Here is a 17065-nt window from a genome sequence, read left to right on the forward strand (position 1 = left end):
TATCCCATACTTTTTAGTCCTTGTCTTCTTCAGCGGAATCGTCCTCGTCAGAATTCTCATCGTCATCTTCCAAGTCAAACTCCAGAACTTCCCCACAGTTGGGGCATTCCATCTGGCCGTCTTCAACGATATCCTGAGAAAGACAAATTGTTTCATGACAATTTGGGCAGGTTACCTCATAGTAGTCATCCTCGTCCCCATCGTCACAGCTGCAACCGCAGCCATCATCCGCTTCCGACTCGTTGTCGCCATAAACAAAGCGTTCCAGATTGCCGAGGTCTTCATCTACCTCATCCAGCTGACCTTCCACGTCCGTTACAACATCTTCTGTGTCAGTAATGGACTCGGAAAGGTCCTCCAGCAGGTCAATAATGGCATTGATGACCTTGACTTCTTTCTTGTTTTCGTCCAGTTCCAGCCCTTCGGCCAGGCCACGGATATACGCAACTTTCTCGGTGACTGTCATAAGGAACCTCCTTTATCATGACCAAATTCTTTAATATGTGTAAGTGCAAGCGGTCCCACAAAAAGCAAAGCCGCTCTACAGCAAGTATGGCTTATGCGCGCTCCATATATTCACCTGTACGGGTGTCAATACGAATCATTTCGCCTTCGTTAATAAACAGAGGAACTTTGATTTCTGCGCCGGTTTCCAAAGTGGCAGGCTTAGTTGCGTTGGTAGCAGTATCACCCTTAAAGCCGGGGTCCGTTTTGGTAATCTGCAGCTCAACAAAGTTTGGCGGCTCTACGCCAAAAACGTTGTCCTTATAGGACAGAACCTTGCATTCCATGTTTTCCTTGACAAACTTAAAGCTATCGCCCAGAATGTCCTTGCTAATCGGAATCTGCTCATAGCTTTCGGTATCCATGAAGTAATAAAGGTCACCGTCATTGTAAAGGTACTGCATATCCTTGCGCTCGATATATGCAACTGGGAATTTTTCATTCGGGTTAAAAGTACGCTCAGTCACGGAACCGGAAACGATATTGCGAATCTTGGTGCGGACAAAAGCAGCACCCTTGCCCGGCTTTACATGCTGGAACTCAATGATGGAATAGACCTGACCCTCCATTTCGAAGGTCGCACCATTCCTGAAATCACCTGCAGAGATCATTGGTATATCCTCCAATTCAAATAAATAACAAATTCATCTTCATTAGTGTACCGTATTTTCAGCAAAATTTCAAGCTGTTTTACAAAAAACGGGCTTTACAGCATTCCCTTTAGGGCATACAATGCCAAAAGATAGCTCCTTTTACCGAACCCGGAAATCTGGCCCGCACACACTGGCGCAATCACGCTGGTGTGACGGAATTCCTCACGGGCATAAATGTTGCTCATATGCGTTTCAACAAACGGTACCTCATGTACACAGCAGATAGCGTCCCGCAGGGCATAGCTGTAATGTGTCAGCGCACCGGCATTAAGGATACAGCCGTCATACACGCCGCGCACAGCATGAATCTTATCAATCAAATCACCCTCATGGTTTGATTGATAAACAGCCAGCTCAAAGCCAAGGGACTCAGCGGCCCGCTTCGTTTCCTGGGCAATGCTTTCTGCTGTTTCTGTTCCGTAAATTCCCTGCTCACGTACACCAACCATATCGAGGTTTGGCCCCAGCAGGAGCAAAATTTTTTTCTTTGCCAACAGCGGTCACTCCTTTGGTCGAATATGGCGGCCAGTTTCCTTTAATTTTTGGCGGATAGGCACTTCCCCGCGCCGCCTGCGCAGAAAAGATACACTTTCTTCCGTAACAACGGGTGTCACTAGTATAGAATGAATACCAACAATGTTGGCGCCAATAATATCTGTATAAACCTGGTCCCCCACGATAACGGCCTGTGAACGGGGAATTTTCAGTGTATGCAGTGCACGCAGATAGCCAAATGGCAGCGGCTTCATGGCAAAGCTGACAAACGGAAGGCTGTACTGCGCCGCAAAGGGAGCTACCCGCCGGCGAAAGTTATTAGAAACAATCACCAGGTGAAAACCCTGACGCGTCATTTCATGTGCCCACTGCACAGTTCCGGGGAAAGGGACAGGACTGTCCGGCGGAGAAAGCGTATTGTCCACATCCAGCAGAACCGCACTGACGCCCAGCATCTGCAGCAGATGCGGTGTAATCTGTGTAACCCGATTCACAGAGCAGGTGGGCATTTTCAGCGCCATGGAAGTGCCTCCTTTGCGAGAAAAAAGCGGGCATTAAGCCCGCTTTCCATGTGCCTAAGAAACCGATGGCAGATAAAACTTACTTATATCTGCGCTTACGGGCTGCTTCGGATTTTTTCTTCCGCCGAACAGAAGGCTTCTCATAAGCCTCTCTTTTGCGGACTTCGGCAATCACACCAGAACGAGCGCACTGTTTTTTAAACCGGCGCAGAGCACTGTCCAGAGATTCATTGTCTTTCACTCGAACTTCAGCCATGTATTTTCCCTCCCATCCGCCAAAAGGCAGGGGTTACTGTAATCAATACCTGTTACATATCAAATATTATACCGACTAAAAAAACGGCTGTCAAGCCCTTGTCCCCAGAAAAGCACCTTTTATTATACGAAACCTGCAAATAACTGACCGGCAGCGGTCCACTTTCGCAGCGGTGCTTTTACCTGCCGCAAAGCCAAACAATAAAAAAATGGAATTTATATAGTTTAAACAAATGCGGCCATAAAAATTCATTTTTCACAACAATTTCACGAATTCCGCTTGACATACGTTGTCATTATGCTATTCTTCTGGCAAATTTGGGACATAAATTCACATAAAAGGATGTGCCTCCACAAGTGTAAACTTTTGTGCGGTATTTTTTGTTTTATTACCAGAAAGAGGGCTGCACTGTGACCAAAATGAGCGGAAAAGGAATCAGCACTGACGGAAAAACACTGACGCAGTACCTTGCCGGTACAGATTATGCACTTTCCGGCATTGCTGTGGAGCGAAACGGACATATGCTGTAAGACGGAAATGCAGATAAAAGCAGCCGTTTATTTTGGCCAAAAGTCCTGTTTTTTCAATTCTTTTCCCTGTTGCATTTCTTTCCTGTACCTGTTAAACTTATGTCAGTTACAGACTTTTAACCGTTTATTTTGAAATAGGAGACTGACAGCCAATATGAGCAACACAATGATAGGGGAATTGCTGGTCATTATCTTATGCATTCTTCTGTCTGCCTTTTTTTCGGCATCCGAAACTTCCTATAATACGCTAAACCGCGTCCGCATTAAGAATATGGCCAATGACGGTAATAAGCGTGCCGCCCTGACGCTGCGCAATGCAGAAAATTATGACAACCTGCTTTCCACTATTTTAATAGGAAACAATGTTGTCAATATTTTGGCTTCTTCTGTTGCAACGGTTTTTTTCACCTATCTTTTGGGTACGAACGGCGTTTCCATTTCCACTGCTGTTATGACCATAGTGGTCCTGATTTTTGGGGAAATTACACCGAAGTGGCTGGCAAAGGAATTTGCCGACAGCTATGCTATGGCGGTTGCACCCGTCCTGCATGGACTTATTACACTCTTTACCCCGCTGAACTGGCTGTTTTCTTTGTGGAAAGCGCTGCTGTCCCATGCGTTCAAGCACCCAGATGAGGCAAAGATGACACAGGATGACCTGATGACGATTGTAGACGAAGCGCAAAGTGACGGCGGCATTGACGAACGCAACGGTGACTTGATTCGTTCCGCTATTGAATTCAACGACCTGGACGCCGGCGATATTCTGACACCGCGCGTAGACGTGGTGGCAATCAGCCAAGATGCTTCTTTGGACGAAATTACGGATTTGTTCCTGCACAACGGCTTTTCCCGCATTCCGGTTTATGAAGAAACCATTGACAATATCATTGGCATGATTCACGAAAAAGACTTCTTTCGCGGGCTGCACACCGGCATGACTTCCATTTCCGGCATTATCAAAAAAATCATTTATGTCGGAACCGGCATTTCCGTCAGCGACCTGCTGCATGAACTGCAGCAGAGCCAAACACACATGGCCGTTGTAGTGGACGAGTTCGGCGGAACAGAGGGCATTGTAACCATTGAAGACATTGTAGAAGAACTGGTCGGTGAAATTTGGGACGAGCACGACCAGGCAATTCAATATTTCCGCAAAGTTGGCAACCAGCGCTATGCCGTCAACTGCAGTGCCGACCTGGATGACTTTTTTACGTATTTCCGCATTCCACTGGATGCAGAGGATTTTGACTATATGACCGTCAGCGGCTGGATAATGGAACAGCTTGGAAAAATTCCTGCCGTAGGAGATTCCTTTGTATACGGCGACAATATCATTACTGTAACAAAAACTTCTGCCCGTCATGCTGTGCAGATTGTTGTGCAGAACAGGCGGCCCCTGCAGAAGAAGGAGGATTGACCTGTGTCCGACGAAGAAGCAACACCTCGTTTTTCGCTGTCCCTAATCCTGCCTATTAAAAATGCAGAAACAGGAATGAAGGACTTGATGCATTTTCTGGCAACACAGATAAAACAGTTGCCGAAAACGGAACTGATTATGATTGATATTGGTTCTACCGATAACACGGTCCTAGCCGCGGTTCAGTCCCTGCACGCAGAGGACCTGTGCGGCTGCGTCATGCAAAACGGTGATACCACTGTTGCCGCCGGTTTGAATACGGGGCTGGCACGTGCCAACGGCACCTATGTTTCTTTTTTGTTTGCACACAAGCTTTATAAAAACAGTTTGCCAGCCTACTGTCAGGCCGCCGCCCGCACACACGCTGACCTGATTTTCGGCTGCTGGACACCGGAAGCCGCCAGTCATGCTGCAAAGCGGCTGCCCGGTGCCGGACCGGATACAACGGACTTTGCTCGGCAGCTGCTGAAAGGCAGTTTGGCGCTTGACCTTTCCGCTGTCTTGATTCGCTCTCAATTTCTTGTGAAAAACGGAATCACTTTTTCGGAAGAATGCCGCTGCGGCTATGCGGAGGAATTTTTGCTGCGCTGTCTATTTATGGCAGATACCGTGTATCAGTCCCCCGTATTTTTGGAGCGTGGCACAGCACATGAACTGCCGCAGATGCCGGACGGCCACAGCCGCGGGACCGCTGTCCTGCAAAAAGTGGATGCTATGGTTCGTGTATTGGACATTCTACATACATATTCGTGCGGTACACCAGAACTCATGGCGCTTTTTCAAGAGGAGTATATTCCCAAAACAGTTTTGTCCTGCATTGACACCCTGCTGAATGAGGGGTTTCGCCGCAGCACGATTCACCTGTATCTGCAGCAAAACGGTTATGATAAGCTGCTGCTGACCGGCAGCAAGACGGACCCTGTGTTGCGAAACCGCATTTTTCTGTGGAAAGCCTGTCCGCTGTTTTATCATACCGAAACGTCCGGGGAAAAGCCAAATACTGACAGGCATACAGTTTTATTTCCCACTGTACTAAGCGGGAGAAAAAAGTTGCATTTGCCATTCAAAAAGAAAAAATAGCTGTTAAAACAGCAAAAGAACCGCCGCGTTTTGCAATACGCAGCGGTCCTTTTATTATATTCTTGCTAAATATATATTTTCCTTTATTTACCAAGTGCCTGCTTGACCGTTTTTGCAATGCCCTCTGCACAAAGGCCAAACTCTTTCAGCAGCTCTGCACCAGGGCCGGAATGACCAAAGCAGTCATGTGTACCCATGCGGATAACCGGAGCTGGATAAGATTCACACAGCGCACTGCAGACCGCTTCACCCAGTCCACCAATGATGTTGTGTTCTTCAACGGTAATAATCTTTCCGGTTTCGCGTGCAGCCTTGGCAATCAGTTCTTTGTCCAGCGGCTTAATGGTGTGGATATCCAACACACGAACAGAAATGCCCTCTGCTTTCAGCGCATCCGCAGCTTTTACCGCTTCCGAAACCATCAAGCCCGTGGCTGCGACCGTGATATCACTGCCGTCCCGCAGGGTAATGCCCTTGCCAAGTTCAAAACGATAATCGTCGTTGTTGTTGACGCTTTCCACAGGCAGGCGGCATAAGCGCAGATAAGCGGGGCCCTGATAATCCACAAGTGCACGAACTGCCGCGGTCATCTCATAGTGATCCGCCGGATTGATAACAACCATGCCCGGAATAGAGCGCATTAAAGCAATATCCTCCAGGCACTGATGCGTTGCACCGTCCTCACCAACTGAAACACCTGCATGGGAACCAACCACTTTCACGTTCAAGTGAGGGTACCCAATGGAGTTGCGGACCTGCTCAAAGGCGCGGCCGGCACTGAACATGGCAAAGCTAGCCGCAAACGGAATCTTGCCGCAAGTCGCTAAACCGGCCGCAATGCCAATCATATTGCACTCCGCAATGCCAACATCGACAAAGCGCTCCGGAAAAGCTTTCTTAAAAATAGCGGTCTTCGTAGCCTGCGCAAGGTCAGCGTCCAGCACGACGATGTTCGGATTTTCTTTTGCGGCAGCTGTAACAGCCAGACCAAACGATTCACGAGTTGCTTTTTTTATCATCTCAGCCATCATTCTGCCTCCAGTCTGGCAAGTTCTGCCTTAAGTTCTGTCATTGCCTGGTGATACTGTTCTTCATCCGGGGCTTTTCCATGCCAGCCAACCTGATTCTCCATATAGGAAACACCTTTGCCCTTAATGGTATTCATAATGATGCAGGAAGGCTTGCCCTTAACGGTGCGTGCGTGCGCAAAGGCTTTTTCTATTGCGTCAAAGTCATGGCCGTCAATGGTCTGTACATCAAAGCCAAATGCCTCGAATTTTTTGTCTATCGGATATGAACCGCCAACTTCAGAAACAGGACCGTCAATTTGCAGCTTGTTGGAATCTACAATTTCGCACAGGTTGTCCAGGTCGTGGTGGCCGGCAAACATAGCAGCCTCCCAGACCTGACCTTCCTCCACTTCGCCGTCCCCCAGCAGGGCATAAACGCGGTAATCTTTTTTGTCCATTTTACCAGCCAAAGCCATACCGCAGGCAGCGGAAATACCTTGTCCCAAGGAACCTGTGCTCATATCAATGCCGGGTGTATGTTTCATGTCCGGATGGCCCTGAAGCATGGCACCAATGTGCCGCAGGGACTTGAGCTCTTCACGCGGGAAGAAGCCGCGTTCCGCCAAAGCAGCGTACAGACCTGGGCAAGCATGACCTTTGCTCAGGACAAAACGGTCGCGCTGTGGGTCCTTCGGATTTTTCGGGTCAACGTGCAGTTCCCGGAAGTATAGATATGTAAACATATCGGCTGCTGAAAGGGAACCGCCGGGATGGCCGGACTTTGCATGATAAACGCCCTCGATGATGCCCATACGAACTTTACAGGCAGTCACCGCAAGTGCTTTTTTTTCCGTGCTGTTCATGATATCCCTCCTGAAGGTTATGTAACACATTTGCGATTTCATTATACTCTAATGTCGTTTTTCATACAAGTATTTTATGCAGAAAACACAAAAGCCGACTGCGGCAAATTAGAATTGCCGCAGCCGGTCTTTTTATATTTCCGCTGTTTGGCGGACAAAAGCAGATTTTGTTGCGCCGCAGATAGGGCAAGCCCAATCCTCCGGCAGCTCCTCAAAGGGTGTAATGGCGTCGTGATACAAATAACCGCACACCGTGCAGGCAAACGCTTCGCCGTCACTGTTGGAGCGATCCGGTGTCGGCTCCTGATATGTCGGGGCATTGCGGGGTGCGCTTCCTTTAATCACGTTGCGGTAGTACGAATAAGTCATTGGTGTGCCGACAACCCTATCGCTCCCAGCAAGGACTTTCGCAAGAAAAACAGTGTAGGAAGGCGTTTCCATAGAATCAATCACTTTGCACAGGAACCAGCAGCAGCTGTTTTCCCGGATAACCGGTACACCTTCGCGCAGCATTTTGTAGCGGATATTATCCAGCTTTCTGCTGCTGCGGCCGGAAGTAAGCCCCAGTGCCCCGATAACCGCTCCGGAAGTGTCCTCACTAAGCACGCTGACCGTAAACAGGCCGTTTTTGTGAATACACGCATAGCTGTAACTGCTGCGGTGAATGCTGACCGTCAGCAAATTCGGATGATTGGAAACCTGTGAAACGGTGTTGACGATACTGGCTGAAGGGTGTTTCCCGTCTGTCACACCAATGGCATACATTCCATATGTGAAACTGAAAAGAGATTCATTTTTCATGGCAGCCTGTACCTCCCTTTTTCAAAAGGCAGAAATTCACCACCCTATTTATCCGGTGTTTCTTCCTTTTTAATGTGGCGCCAATATGCCGCATAGGACTGCTCTGTCTTGTTTTCCCCCGGGGTGTAATAAGCAGCTCCCTGCAGGGTGTCGGGCAGGTACTGCTGCTGCACCCAGTGATTCGGGTATATGTGCGGGTATTTATAAAACTGACCTTTGCGCTTTACTTCGGCACTGTCGTAATGTTTGTTCTGCAGGCAGCGCGGAACCGGACCGGCTCTGCCCGCTTTGACATCCGTCAGCGCCGCATCAATGGCAGCTTCCCCAGAATTGCTTTTGGGTGCCAGAGAAACCAAAATGACCGCATCGGACAGCGGAATGCGTGCCTCCGGCAAACCAACCATCTGTGCCGCATCCACGGCAGCTTTGACGATTGGAATAATCTGCGGATAGGCAAGGCCAACATCCTCGCACGCACAAACCATTAGGCGGCGGCAGGCAGACGGCAAGTCACCCGCAGCCAGCAGACGCGCCAGATAATGCAGTGCCGCATCCGGGTCCGAACCGCGCATGGATTTCTGGTAGGCTGAAACAATATCGTAATGTTCGTCGCCTTCCCGGTCATAACGAGGCGCACTGCTTTGTGTCAGCTCTGCAGCCAATTCCGGCGTAACCTGCAGTGCATCGTCCGTTTCTTCCGCGGCCAGCGCGCACAGTTCCGCCGCATTCATCGCCTTGCGTACATCGCCGCCACAGGAAAATGCAATGCGGCGAACCGCTTCCGGCTCCGCTTTAATCGGTTTCCCGCGTTCCTGTGAAAGGAAGCGGAAAGCCCGTTCGACAGCGGGAACAATATCTTTCGGCTCAACCGGCTTAAATTCAAACACCGTTGAACGGCTGAGTATGGCATTGTATACATAGAAATACGGATTTTCTGTGGTAGAGGCAATCAGTGTAATATCGCCGTTTTCAATGAACTCCAAAAGAGTTTGCTGCTGCTTCTTATTAAAATACTGAATCTCATCTAAATACAGCAGAATCCCGTTGACAGCTTCCAGCGTACCAACTTTGCTGACGACGGCACGAATATCCGCAGTGGAAGCGGAAGTACCATTTAGCTTACACAAATGCTTTTTAGTACGCCGGGCAATAATCGAAGCAAGCGTTGTCTTCCCTACACCGGAAGGTCCATAAAAAACCAGGTTGGGAATCTCTCCGCTTTCAATAATGCGGCGCAGCGGCCGTCCCGGTCCCAAAAGATGCTGCTGACCGACAATGTCATCCAGCGTTTTGGGCCGGATACGGTCTGCGAGAGGAGCTGACATAGGAACACATCCTTTCCGGCAGGCGGCTGTCCGTTCTTTTATTCTTATGCGTGCTTGGGCACAAACATCCGTTTTTTATTCGTACAGCGGGTATTTTTTGCACAGGGCGCCCACTTTGGCCAAAGAAGCTTCCTTGGTGCCGTCAAAGTCACGAATGGTGTCCGCAATGCAGGAAGCAATAATATCCATGTCCTTCGGCTGCATACCGCGTGTGGTAACGGCCGGCGTACCCAAACGCAGGCCGGAAGTCTTAAAGGGGCTGCGTGTTTCGCCCGGCACAGTGTTCTTATTCGCGGTAATGCGGATGGAATCGAGGCGGGTTTCCAGCTCTTTGCCGGTCAGGTCCATACCGGTCAGGTCCACCAGCAGAAGGTGGTTGTCTGTGCCGCCGGAAACCAGCTTGACGCCGCGGTCCAGAAGGCCCTTGGCCAGTGCCTGTGCGTTTTCAACAATCTTTTTGCCATATTCCTTAAAGGAAGGCTTCATAGCCTCGCCCAGGCAAACTGCCTTGCCAGCAATGATGTGCATGAGTGGGCCGCCCTGCGTGCCCGGGAAGATAGCCTTGTCAATGGCTTTCGCGTATTTCTCTTTGCATAGAATCATGCCGCCGCGCGGGCCGCGCAGTGTCTTGTGGGTGGTAGTGGTGACAATATCGGCGTACTCTACCGGGTTGGGATGCACGCCCGCGGCGACCAGTCCGGCAATATGTGCCATGTCAATCATCAGGATAGCACCGCAGGAATCCGCCGCTTCCCGGAATTTTTTAAAGTCAATGATACGCGGATAGGCACTGGCACCGCCGACAATCATCTTCGGCTTTACCAGCTGTGCCTGTTCAATTAGCTTGTCATAGTCAATTCGTCCGGTTTTGGAATCGACTCCATACGGAACGAAGTTAAAATAAGTGCCGGAAATGTTGACAGGAGAACCATGTGTTAGGTGTCCGCCTTCATTAAGATTCATGCCCATGACAGTATCACCGGGCTTCAGCAACGCAAAATAAACGGCAATGTTTGCCTGTGCGCCGGAATGCGGCTGTACATTGGCATGCTCAGCGCCAAAAAGCTGGCAGGCACGCTTGCGGGCAATTTCTTCTACCACATCAACATACTGGCAGCCGCCGTAGTACCGCTTTCCGGGATAACCTTCCGCGTACTTATTGGTAAGAACACTGCCCATGGCTGCCATAACTGCTGGAGAAACGATATTTTCAGAGGCAATCAGCTCCAGGTTGCGGCGCTGCCGGGAAAGCTCGTCCTGCATGGCATTGCCAACTTCGGGGTCGGCATTTTTGACGAATCCAATGGTGTCTATCAAATCCTTGTACATATCCATTCTCCTTGCCTGTTGAGTTTTCTTTTCATTATACCGTTTGATGCAAAAAAACTCAACACATCTCCGCGGGAAAGTACAGAAAAGGAATTTTTACGCGTTTGGCCTTGCTTCCTTTACTATTTTTCTCTTTTGCGATAAGATATAGTACAGCAAACAAATCGGAAAGGGTGATACCAAAATGGCTACAAAGGAGCGGGCACAACTGGCAGTAGAGGCCCTAAAAAAAGAATATCCGAACGGGGCCTGCTCGCTGACCTATACGGACCCGCTGCAGCTGCTGATTGCCACCCGCCTATCTGCGCAGTGCACGGATGCCCGTGTCAACAAAGTAACGCCGGCACTGTTTGCGCGCTTCCCCACCCTGGAAACATTCTGTGAAGCGGAACCGGAAGAAGTCGGTGAATATATCCACTCTTGCGGACTCTATAAGACCAAAGCGCGTGATATCTGTGCCATGTGCCGTATGCTGCGGGATAGCTTCGGCGGTAAAGTGCCGGACACAATGGAGCAGCTGACAAAGCTGCCTGGCGTGGGCCGCAAGACAGCCAACCTAATCCTCGGCGACATTTATCACAAGCCGGCCATTGTAACCGATACACACTGCATCCGCATTTGCGGCAGGCTGGGCCTTTCCTCCGGAAAGGACCCCCGAAAGGTGGAAACACAGCTTCGTGCCGTTCTCCCGCCGGAGGAAAGCAATCTTTTCTGCCACCGGTTGGTTCTGCACGGACGGGCTGTGTGTACCGCCCGCAGTCCGAAATGTCATCTGTGCTGTATGCGCACATTCTGTAAAACATATTTAGCGGAACAGGAGGAAAACAGCAAAAAATGAAACGGCTTTTTATTGTTGTCGATTTCCAAAATGATTTTGTAACAGGCACGCTTGGTTTTCCCGGTGCGGAACAGCTGGAAGCGCCTATCTGCCAAAAGATTGAAGCGTACCGTACTGCCGGGCAGGACGTTATTTATACTATGGATACACACACAGATTCTTACCTGCAGACCGCGGAAGGGTACGCACTGCCGATAGTCCACTGTGTCAAAGGCACACCCGGGTGGGAATTGTATGGCCGCACTGCAAAGCTGCTGCAGGGCTGCCGAAGATTTGAAAAGCCATGCTTTGGCTGTGCGGACCTTATCCCCTTTCTTCAGGAAAAGCAATATGATGAGGTGGAACTTGGGGGCCTAGTCAGCAACATTTGTGTTCTTTCTAATGCGGTCCTTGCAAAAGCCGCCTTGCCGGAAGCCACCGTTTTTGTGGATGCTTCCTGTACTGCCGCAGCAGACGCCCGTCAAAATGTAGAAGCTCTTCACTGCATGGAAGGAATGCAAATACATATCGTGGGGGATTCCTATGAACATTAAGTTACTGGCAATTGATATGGATGGCACCACACTGAACAGCAAAAACACACTTTCCGCCGAAAACCAGGCCGCACTGGAATGCGCCATTCAGTCGGGCGTTTACGTTGTCCCCACAACTGGGCGGCAGTACTCCGGCCTGCCGCCGGAACTGCAGAAAGTACACGGCATTCGTTACTGCCTTTGCAGCAACGGCGCCGTGGTTTATGACTGCTTACAAAAAAAGGTATTGTATCAGGATTTGATGGACTGCAGCCTTGCTTTGCGTGTACTGGATGAACTAAGTTGCTATCCCGACGTATCTTGTGACGTATATATCGGCGGAAAAGCGTACACCACAATCGAGCATTATCAGGACCCGATGAAATACGGCATTAGTCCCGTTCATTTAAAGAGCTTTCTCGATTCCCGCACACCAGTCCCCGACCTGCAGCAGTTTGTCCGCAGCCAGCATCTGCGTCCGGAAAAAGTTTTTTCTATTTTCCAGGAAATGCAGGAATGCCGCCACTGCTGGGACCAGTTCTGCACATGGCCGGAGCTGGCTGTGACCACTTCACTGGAAAACGTGATAGAGCTTACCAGCGCGACCGCCACTAAGGGAAATGGTCTGCAGGTGCTGGCCGGTCTGCTGCATATCCCGCAGGAAGCGGTCATGGCAGTCGGCGACGGACACAATGATATTACAATGTTGGATTGGGCCGGCACAAGTGTTGCCATGGGAAACGCCAACGCGCAGATTCGGCAGCATGCTGCTTTCGTAACGGACGACTGTGACCATGACGGGCTGGCGAAAGCAGTCAGGCGCTTTATTTCTCTTTAGTTTTTTGCTGGTCGCAATTTTTGTAAAATCCCTTGACAAGATACCAATAGTATGCAATAATATAGCTTGTTGCATTTGGGGCATTAGCTCAGCTGGGAGAGCGCAAGGTTCGCAATCTTGAGGTCAGGGGTTCGATTCCCCTATGCTCCACCAAAGCGATAAGCCGCATGGTTAAGCCGTTTTTCATGGTTTTTCCGTGCGGTTGTTTTTTACCCGTTTTGAGTTTTGACTACAGTTTGACTACTTTTCAAATAAAAATGCTCTCGGCAGGCAGCCCTTTGCTTGGTCTCGGCGACGTCGGCTCTATGTATGCCCTCTTTATCATAGCATAATTTTTTATTGCGCTGTTTCTGATTGCTGCATATTCTATAATGACCCATGCGTTTAACGTAGCAGCAACCAAATGTGATAAGGAGGTTCTATGAATACCTGTTGCAGTCAGAAAAATTTGACACTTGTCTTTCGTGACCTATGGACACAGCACGTTATATGGACGAGGCTATTTATCATTAGTACGTTGTCCGAATTAAATGACCTAAAATATGTGACCAACCGCCTTTTGCGCAATCCAAACGATTTTGCCAAGGTTCTATGTCAATATTACGGCAGGCAAAAGGCAAAGAAATTTCAGGACCTATTGACAGAGCACCTTATGATTGGGTCAAAGCTCGTCAACGCCGCAAAGGACGGCAAAACGGACCTTGCGGACGATGCGCGAAAGAAATGGTATGTCAATGCAGGTGAGATCGCCTGCTTTCTTGCCAGCATTAACTGTTTCTGGTCACAAGAAAAATGGGAAGAAATGCTGCACTGCCATTTGAAAATGATCGAAGCAGAAACAAACTATCGTATTGACGGCCTCTACGAAAAAGATATTGCGGAATTTGATGATATCAGTGCACAGGCCCTGCAAATGGGTGACTATATGGCCATGGGAATGATGAAACAATTCTATAGGCCCTAAAGAGAAAGGCGGAGCCAACCACTCTGCCTTTTATATTTATTTCGTTATAAAGTTTTTCGTTCCGAAACACTCTTTCCGCTATATGGCCTGCATCCGCATTTTCTGCTCCGCTGGCGGTATATCCCCCCATCCGAATGGAACAATAGAAAAGTCTCATGCAGAAAACTCCTGTCAGAGATTGACAAAAGGCCATACAGCTGATAGAATAGCTGTGTAATGAGGGAGTAGTTTACACGCATCAGCCGATGCGTGCGCCAAGTCAACATACATGGCCAAAATGGTCTGGCTTGCCCTGATAAACGAGACTCATGCCTGGTTTGCTACCAACGCATGAGTCTTGTTTTTTTGTCTATATTTTATAAGGAGGATCTATATGAGATTCTATCTGGAAAACAAGGATTCCGTCCTACAGAAGTGCAAAAGCACATCGAAAGGCCTTTCCTCGGAGGAAGCCGCCGCACGGCTGGAACGAAACGGAAAAAATAAGCTGGCAGAGGAAAACCGTGTGCCATTGTGGAAGCGGCTGTTGGCACAGCTGAGTGACCCGATGACCATTATTCTGCTTGTCGCAGCAATCCTATCCGGCGTGACAGCCGCTTATTCGGGCGAATCCTACGCGGATGTATTCATTATTCTGTTTGTCGTAATTGTCAACGCTATATTGGGTGTATTACAGGAAAGCAAAGCGGAAAAAGCGATGGAAGCGCTGAAAAAGATGACTGCGGCGACCTCCAAAGTTTACAGAAACGGAGAAATCACATCTGTAAAGAGCGAAGACCTTGCCGTTGGCGATGTGGTCCTTCTGGAGGCCGGCGACTCTGTCCCCGCCGACTGCCGTGTTCTGGAAAGCGTCAGCATGAAGGCAGAGGAGTCTTCCCTGACCGGCGAATCAGTGCCGGTTGAAAAAGCGACGGACGCGCTTCCTTTAAACGGTCAAAAAGACATTTCGCTTGGCGACCGGACCAATATGGTCTTTATGGGTAGCACCATCGTCTACGGACGCGGCAAAGCGGTAGTCACCGCCGTTGGCATGGACACAGAAATGGGCAAAATTGCCTCGGTCCTTGTCAACGCCAAGCATAACCTGACGCCGCTGCAGATTAAGATGAAGCAGCTCAGCAAAATCCTGACATGGCTGGTTATCGGTATCTGTGCCGTGATTTTCGTTTTCAGCCTGATACGTTCCGGAAACTTCAGCGAAAAATCTATCATTAACGTCTTTATGATTGCGATTAGCCTGGCTGTTGCTGCCATTCCGGAAGGTCTGGCCGCTGTGGTCACCATTGTGCTTTCCATCGGCGTTTCTAATATGTCAAAACGCAATGCCATTATCCGCCGCTTAACCGCTGTGGAAACACTGGGCTGCGCGCAGGTCATCTGCACGGATAAAACCGGAACGCTTACCCAAAACCGCATGACCGTTGTGGACCATTTTACGGACAGTGAAAGTGTGCTTGCTACGGCGCTGGCACTGTGCAGTGACTCCCGCCTTGGTCACGATGGAAAAGCCGTAGGTGAACCGACAGAAAATGCGCTGGTCAACTACGCGACCTCTCTCGGCCTGAAAAAGAATGAACTGGAAGAAAGCGCACCGCGTGTAGGTGAAATTCCGTTTGACTCTGGCAGAAAAATGATGTCTACCGTACACCCCACGCAGGAAGGCTTCATTCAGTATACAAAAGGTGCACCGGACGTTATTTTGAAACACTGCACCTGTGTTTACAAAGGCGGCCGTGAAATTCCCCTGACACCGGAAATGCGCAGCCAGATTCTAGGCGAAAATAAGCGCATGGCAGATAAGGCGCTGCGTGTGCTAGGTTCGGCATTCCGCAGGTATAGCACCAAACCAAGTTCTTACAAATCCAGTGATATGGAAGAAAAGCTTACTTTTATTGGCCTTGTCGGTATGATTGACCCTGTCCGTCCAGAAGTGGAAGCTGCTGTAAACGAATGCCGGGGCGCTGGCATCCGTGTTAACATGATTACCGGTGACCACAAGGACACCGCCGCGGCGATTGCCTCTCAGCTGGGCATTTTGAAGGACCCTTCCCAGGCCATTACCGGTGCTGAACTGGACGACCTAAGTGATGAAAAGCTGGAAAAGAACGTTGATAAATATACGGTATTCGCACGAGTTCAGCCGGAACATAAAGTTCGTATTGTCAACGCATGGAAAAAACGCGGCATGATTACCGCCATGACCGGTGACGGCGTCAATGATGCGCCCGCTATTAAGAGCGCCGACATCGGCGTTGGTATGGGCATCACCGGCACGGACGTAACTAAAAACGTCGCGGATATGATTCTGGCAGACGACAACTTCGCAACTATTGTTTCTGCTGTAGAAGAAGGCCGCCGCGTTTACGATAATATCCGCAAAGCTATTCAGTTCCTATTAAGCTCCAACATAAGTGAAGTTATCTCCATCTTTGTAGCCACCATGATTGGCTTCACGATTTTGAAGCCTGCCCACCTTTTGTGGATTAACCTAATTACCGACTGCTTCCCCGCGCTGGCTCTTGGCTTGGAAAAGAAAGAGAATGGCTTAATGAGCCGCAGTCCGCGGAACCCCAAAGAAGGATTTTTCGCGCGCGGTATGGGCGCCGACCTGATTTATCAGGGCGTTTTAATTTCCATTGTGACACTGGTGTCTTACTTTGTCGGCCATTTTATGGAACACGGTGTATGGGAGATTGCGGAAAGCCCGGACGGTATGACCATGGCGTTCCTGACACTGTCTATGGCTGAAATTTTCCACTCCTTTAATATGCGCTCGCAGCGCAACTCTATTTTCAGCCTGCACTGTCAGAACAAAGCCCTGCTTGGAGCTATGCTTGGCTCCCTGGTACTGACTTCCGTTGTTATCTTTGTTCCGCCGTTGGCAAACGCTTTTGGCTTCATGAAAATTTCCGCCGAAGAATACTTCACAGCTATGCTGCTGGCGTTCTCGGTCATTCCGGTTGTTGAAATCGTAAAGTTTTTCCAGCGGAAACTGGAACGCCGCAGATAAGCGCTCTTTCCGCATAAAGACACTTAAATGCTCTCTGTTTACAGGCTGTCCTGTAGCAGGGAGCATTTTTGCTGGCCCCGGCCGTGTCACCAAAAGCGCTGCAGTAACTTGCTGCC

18 protein-coding genes and 1 tRNA gene are annotated in these 17065 nt (G+C 49.5%); 9 read left to right on the top strand and 10 right to left on the bottom strand.

The window, feature by feature from the left end; genetic code table 11:
* Positions 1-13: 13 nt before the first annotated feature.
* The 5 genes from GJQ69_RS06265 to rpsU all read right to left on the bottom strand — a co-directional run bounded on the left by GJQ69_RS06265 (position 14) and on the right by rpsU (position 2429).
* Positions 14-466 carry a CD1247 N-terminal domain-containing protein gene (locus GJQ69_RS06265; protein WP_086035557.1) on the bottom strand — a complete coding sequence of 151 codons (453 nt, stop codon included), beginning with the start codon at positions 464-466 and terminating at the stop codon, positions 14-16.
* 91 nt (positions 467-557) lie between these two features.
* Complete coding sequence (efp, locus tag GJQ69_RS06270) at positions 558-1115, bottom strand: elongation factor P (RefSeq protein WP_086035556.1); 558 nt, start codon at positions 1113-1115, stop codon at positions 558-560.
* Positions 1116-1210: 95 nt separating this feature from the next.
* Positions 1211-1651 carry a type II 3-dehydroquinate dehydratase gene (gene aroQ / locus GJQ69_RS06275; protein ID WP_086035555.1) on the bottom strand — a complete coding sequence of 147 codons (441 nt, stop codon included), beginning with the start codon at positions 1649-1651 and terminating at the stop codon, positions 1211-1213.
* Between the two features lie 6 nt (positions 1652-1657).
* Positions 1658-2173: a YqeG family HAD IIIA-type phosphatase gene (locus GJQ69_RS06280; protein WP_174193282.1), complete on the bottom strand. Its 516-nt coding sequence runs from the start codon at positions 2171-2173 to the stop codon at positions 1658-1660.
* A 79-nt stretch (positions 2174-2252) separates the two neighbouring features.
* On the bottom strand, positions 2253-2429 hold the full coding sequence (gene rpsU, locus GJQ69_RS06285; RefSeq protein WP_086035553.1) for a 30S ribosomal protein S21: 177 nt from the start codon (positions 2427-2429) through the stop codon (positions 2253-2255).
* Positions 2430-2839: 410 nt separating this feature from the next.
* Between rpsU and GJQ69_RS09950 the strand changes: the two genes are divergently transcribed.
* The 3 genes from GJQ69_RS09950 to GJQ69_RS06295 all read left to right on the top strand — a co-directional run bounded on the left by GJQ69_RS09950 (position 2840) and on the right by GJQ69_RS06295 (position 5459).
* Complete coding sequence (locus GJQ69_RS09950; RefSeq protein ID WP_476695777.1) at positions 2840-2959, top strand: ubiquitin family protein; 120 nt, start codon at positions 2840-2842, stop codon at positions 2957-2959.
* 154 nt (positions 2960-3113) lie between these two features.
* Positions 3114-4379 carry an HlyC/CorC family transporter gene (locus tag GJQ69_RS06290; protein ID WP_174193284.1) on the top strand — a complete coding sequence of 422 codons (1266 nt, stop codon included), beginning with the start codon at positions 3114-3116 and terminating at the stop codon, positions 4377-4379.
* Positions 4380-4382: 3 nt separating this feature from the next.
* Positions 4383-5459, top strand: a complete 1077-nt coding sequence (locus GJQ69_RS06295; protein ID WP_086035551.1) for a glycosyltransferase family 2 protein — start codon at positions 4383-4385, stop codon at positions 5457-5459.
* Positions 5460-5542: 83 nt separating this feature from the next.
* Here GJQ69_RS06295 and GJQ69_RS06300 read toward each other — a convergent pair whose 3' ends face one another.
* From GJQ69_RS06300 to GJQ69_RS06320, 5 genes are all read right to left on the bottom strand, one after another.
* Positions 5543-6487: a transketolase family protein gene (locus GJQ69_RS06300; protein ID WP_086035550.1), complete on the bottom strand. Its 945-nt coding sequence runs from the start codon at positions 6485-6487 to the stop codon at positions 5543-5545.
* On the bottom strand, positions 6487-7332 hold the full coding sequence (locus GJQ69_RS06305; protein WP_086035549.1) for a transketolase: 846 nt from the start codon (positions 7330-7332) through the stop codon (positions 6487-6489). Before GJQ69_RS06305 ends, GJQ69_RS06300 begins: the two co-directional genes overlap by 1 nt.
* A gap of 132 nt (positions 7333-7464) precedes the next feature.
* The gene (locus tag GJQ69_RS06310) at positions 7465-8133 is read right to left on the bottom strand and encodes a flavin reductase (protein WP_086035548.1); all 669 of its coding nucleotides are present in this window, start codon (positions 8131-8133) and stop codon (positions 7465-7467) included.
* Positions 8134-8177: 44 nt separating this feature from the next.
* Positions 8178-9458, bottom strand: a complete 1281-nt coding sequence (locus GJQ69_RS06315; protein ID WP_086035547.1) for a replication-associated recombination protein A — start codon at positions 9456-9458, stop codon at positions 8178-8180.
* 75 nt (positions 9459-9533) lie between these two features.
* A complete protein-coding gene (locus tag GJQ69_RS06320; RefSeq protein ID WP_086035546.1) occupies positions 9534-10787 on the bottom strand; it encodes a serine hydroxymethyltransferase in 1254 nt (417 codons plus the stop codon).
* Between the two features lie 184 nt (positions 10788-10971).
* Between GJQ69_RS06320 and nth the strand changes: the two genes are divergently transcribed.
* The 6 genes from nth to GJQ69_RS06350 all read left to right on the top strand — a co-directional run bounded on the left by nth (position 10972) and on the right by GJQ69_RS06350 (position 16949).
* Entirely contained in the window at positions 10972-11625 is a 654-nt protein-coding gene (gene nth, locus GJQ69_RS06325; protein ID WP_086035545.1) for an endonuclease III, read from the top strand.
* Complete coding sequence (locus GJQ69_RS06330) at positions 11622-12158, top strand: cysteine hydrolase family protein (protein ID WP_086035544.1); 537 nt, start codon at positions 11622-11624, stop codon at positions 12156-12158. Before nth ends, GJQ69_RS06330 begins: the two co-directional genes overlap by 4 nt.
* Positions 12148-12975 (top strand): Cof-type HAD-IIB family hydrolase, encoded by an 828-nt coding sequence (locus GJQ69_RS06335; RefSeq protein ID WP_174193286.1) that lies wholly within the window; start codon positions 12148-12150, stop codon positions 12973-12975. The genes GJQ69_RS06330 and GJQ69_RS06335 overlap by 11 nt, the downstream gene beginning before the upstream one ends.
* Before the next feature lie 77 nt (positions 12976-13052).
* Positions 13053-13128: transfer RNA gene (locus GJQ69_RS06340), tRNA-Ala, on the top strand.
* Between the two features lie 268 nt (positions 13129-13396).
* Positions 13397-13939 carry an acetylglutamate kinase gene (locus tag GJQ69_RS06345; RefSeq protein WP_174193287.1) on the top strand — a complete coding sequence of 181 codons (543 nt, stop codon included), beginning with the start codon at positions 13397-13399 and terminating at the stop codon, positions 13937-13939.
* 373 nt (positions 13940-14312) lie between these two features.
* Positions 14313-16949: a calcium-translocating P-type ATPase, PMCA-type gene (locus GJQ69_RS06350; protein ID WP_174193297.1), complete on the top strand. Its 2637-nt coding sequence runs from the start codon at positions 14313-14315 to the stop codon at positions 16947-16949.
* Positions 16950-17065 lie beyond the last annotated feature (116 nt).

The organism is Caproicibacterium lactatifermentans (genome assembly GCF_013315815.1).
Classification (GTDB): Bacteria; Bacillota; Clostridia; order Oscillospirales; family Acutalibacteraceae; genus Caproicibacterium; species Caproicibacterium lactatifermentans.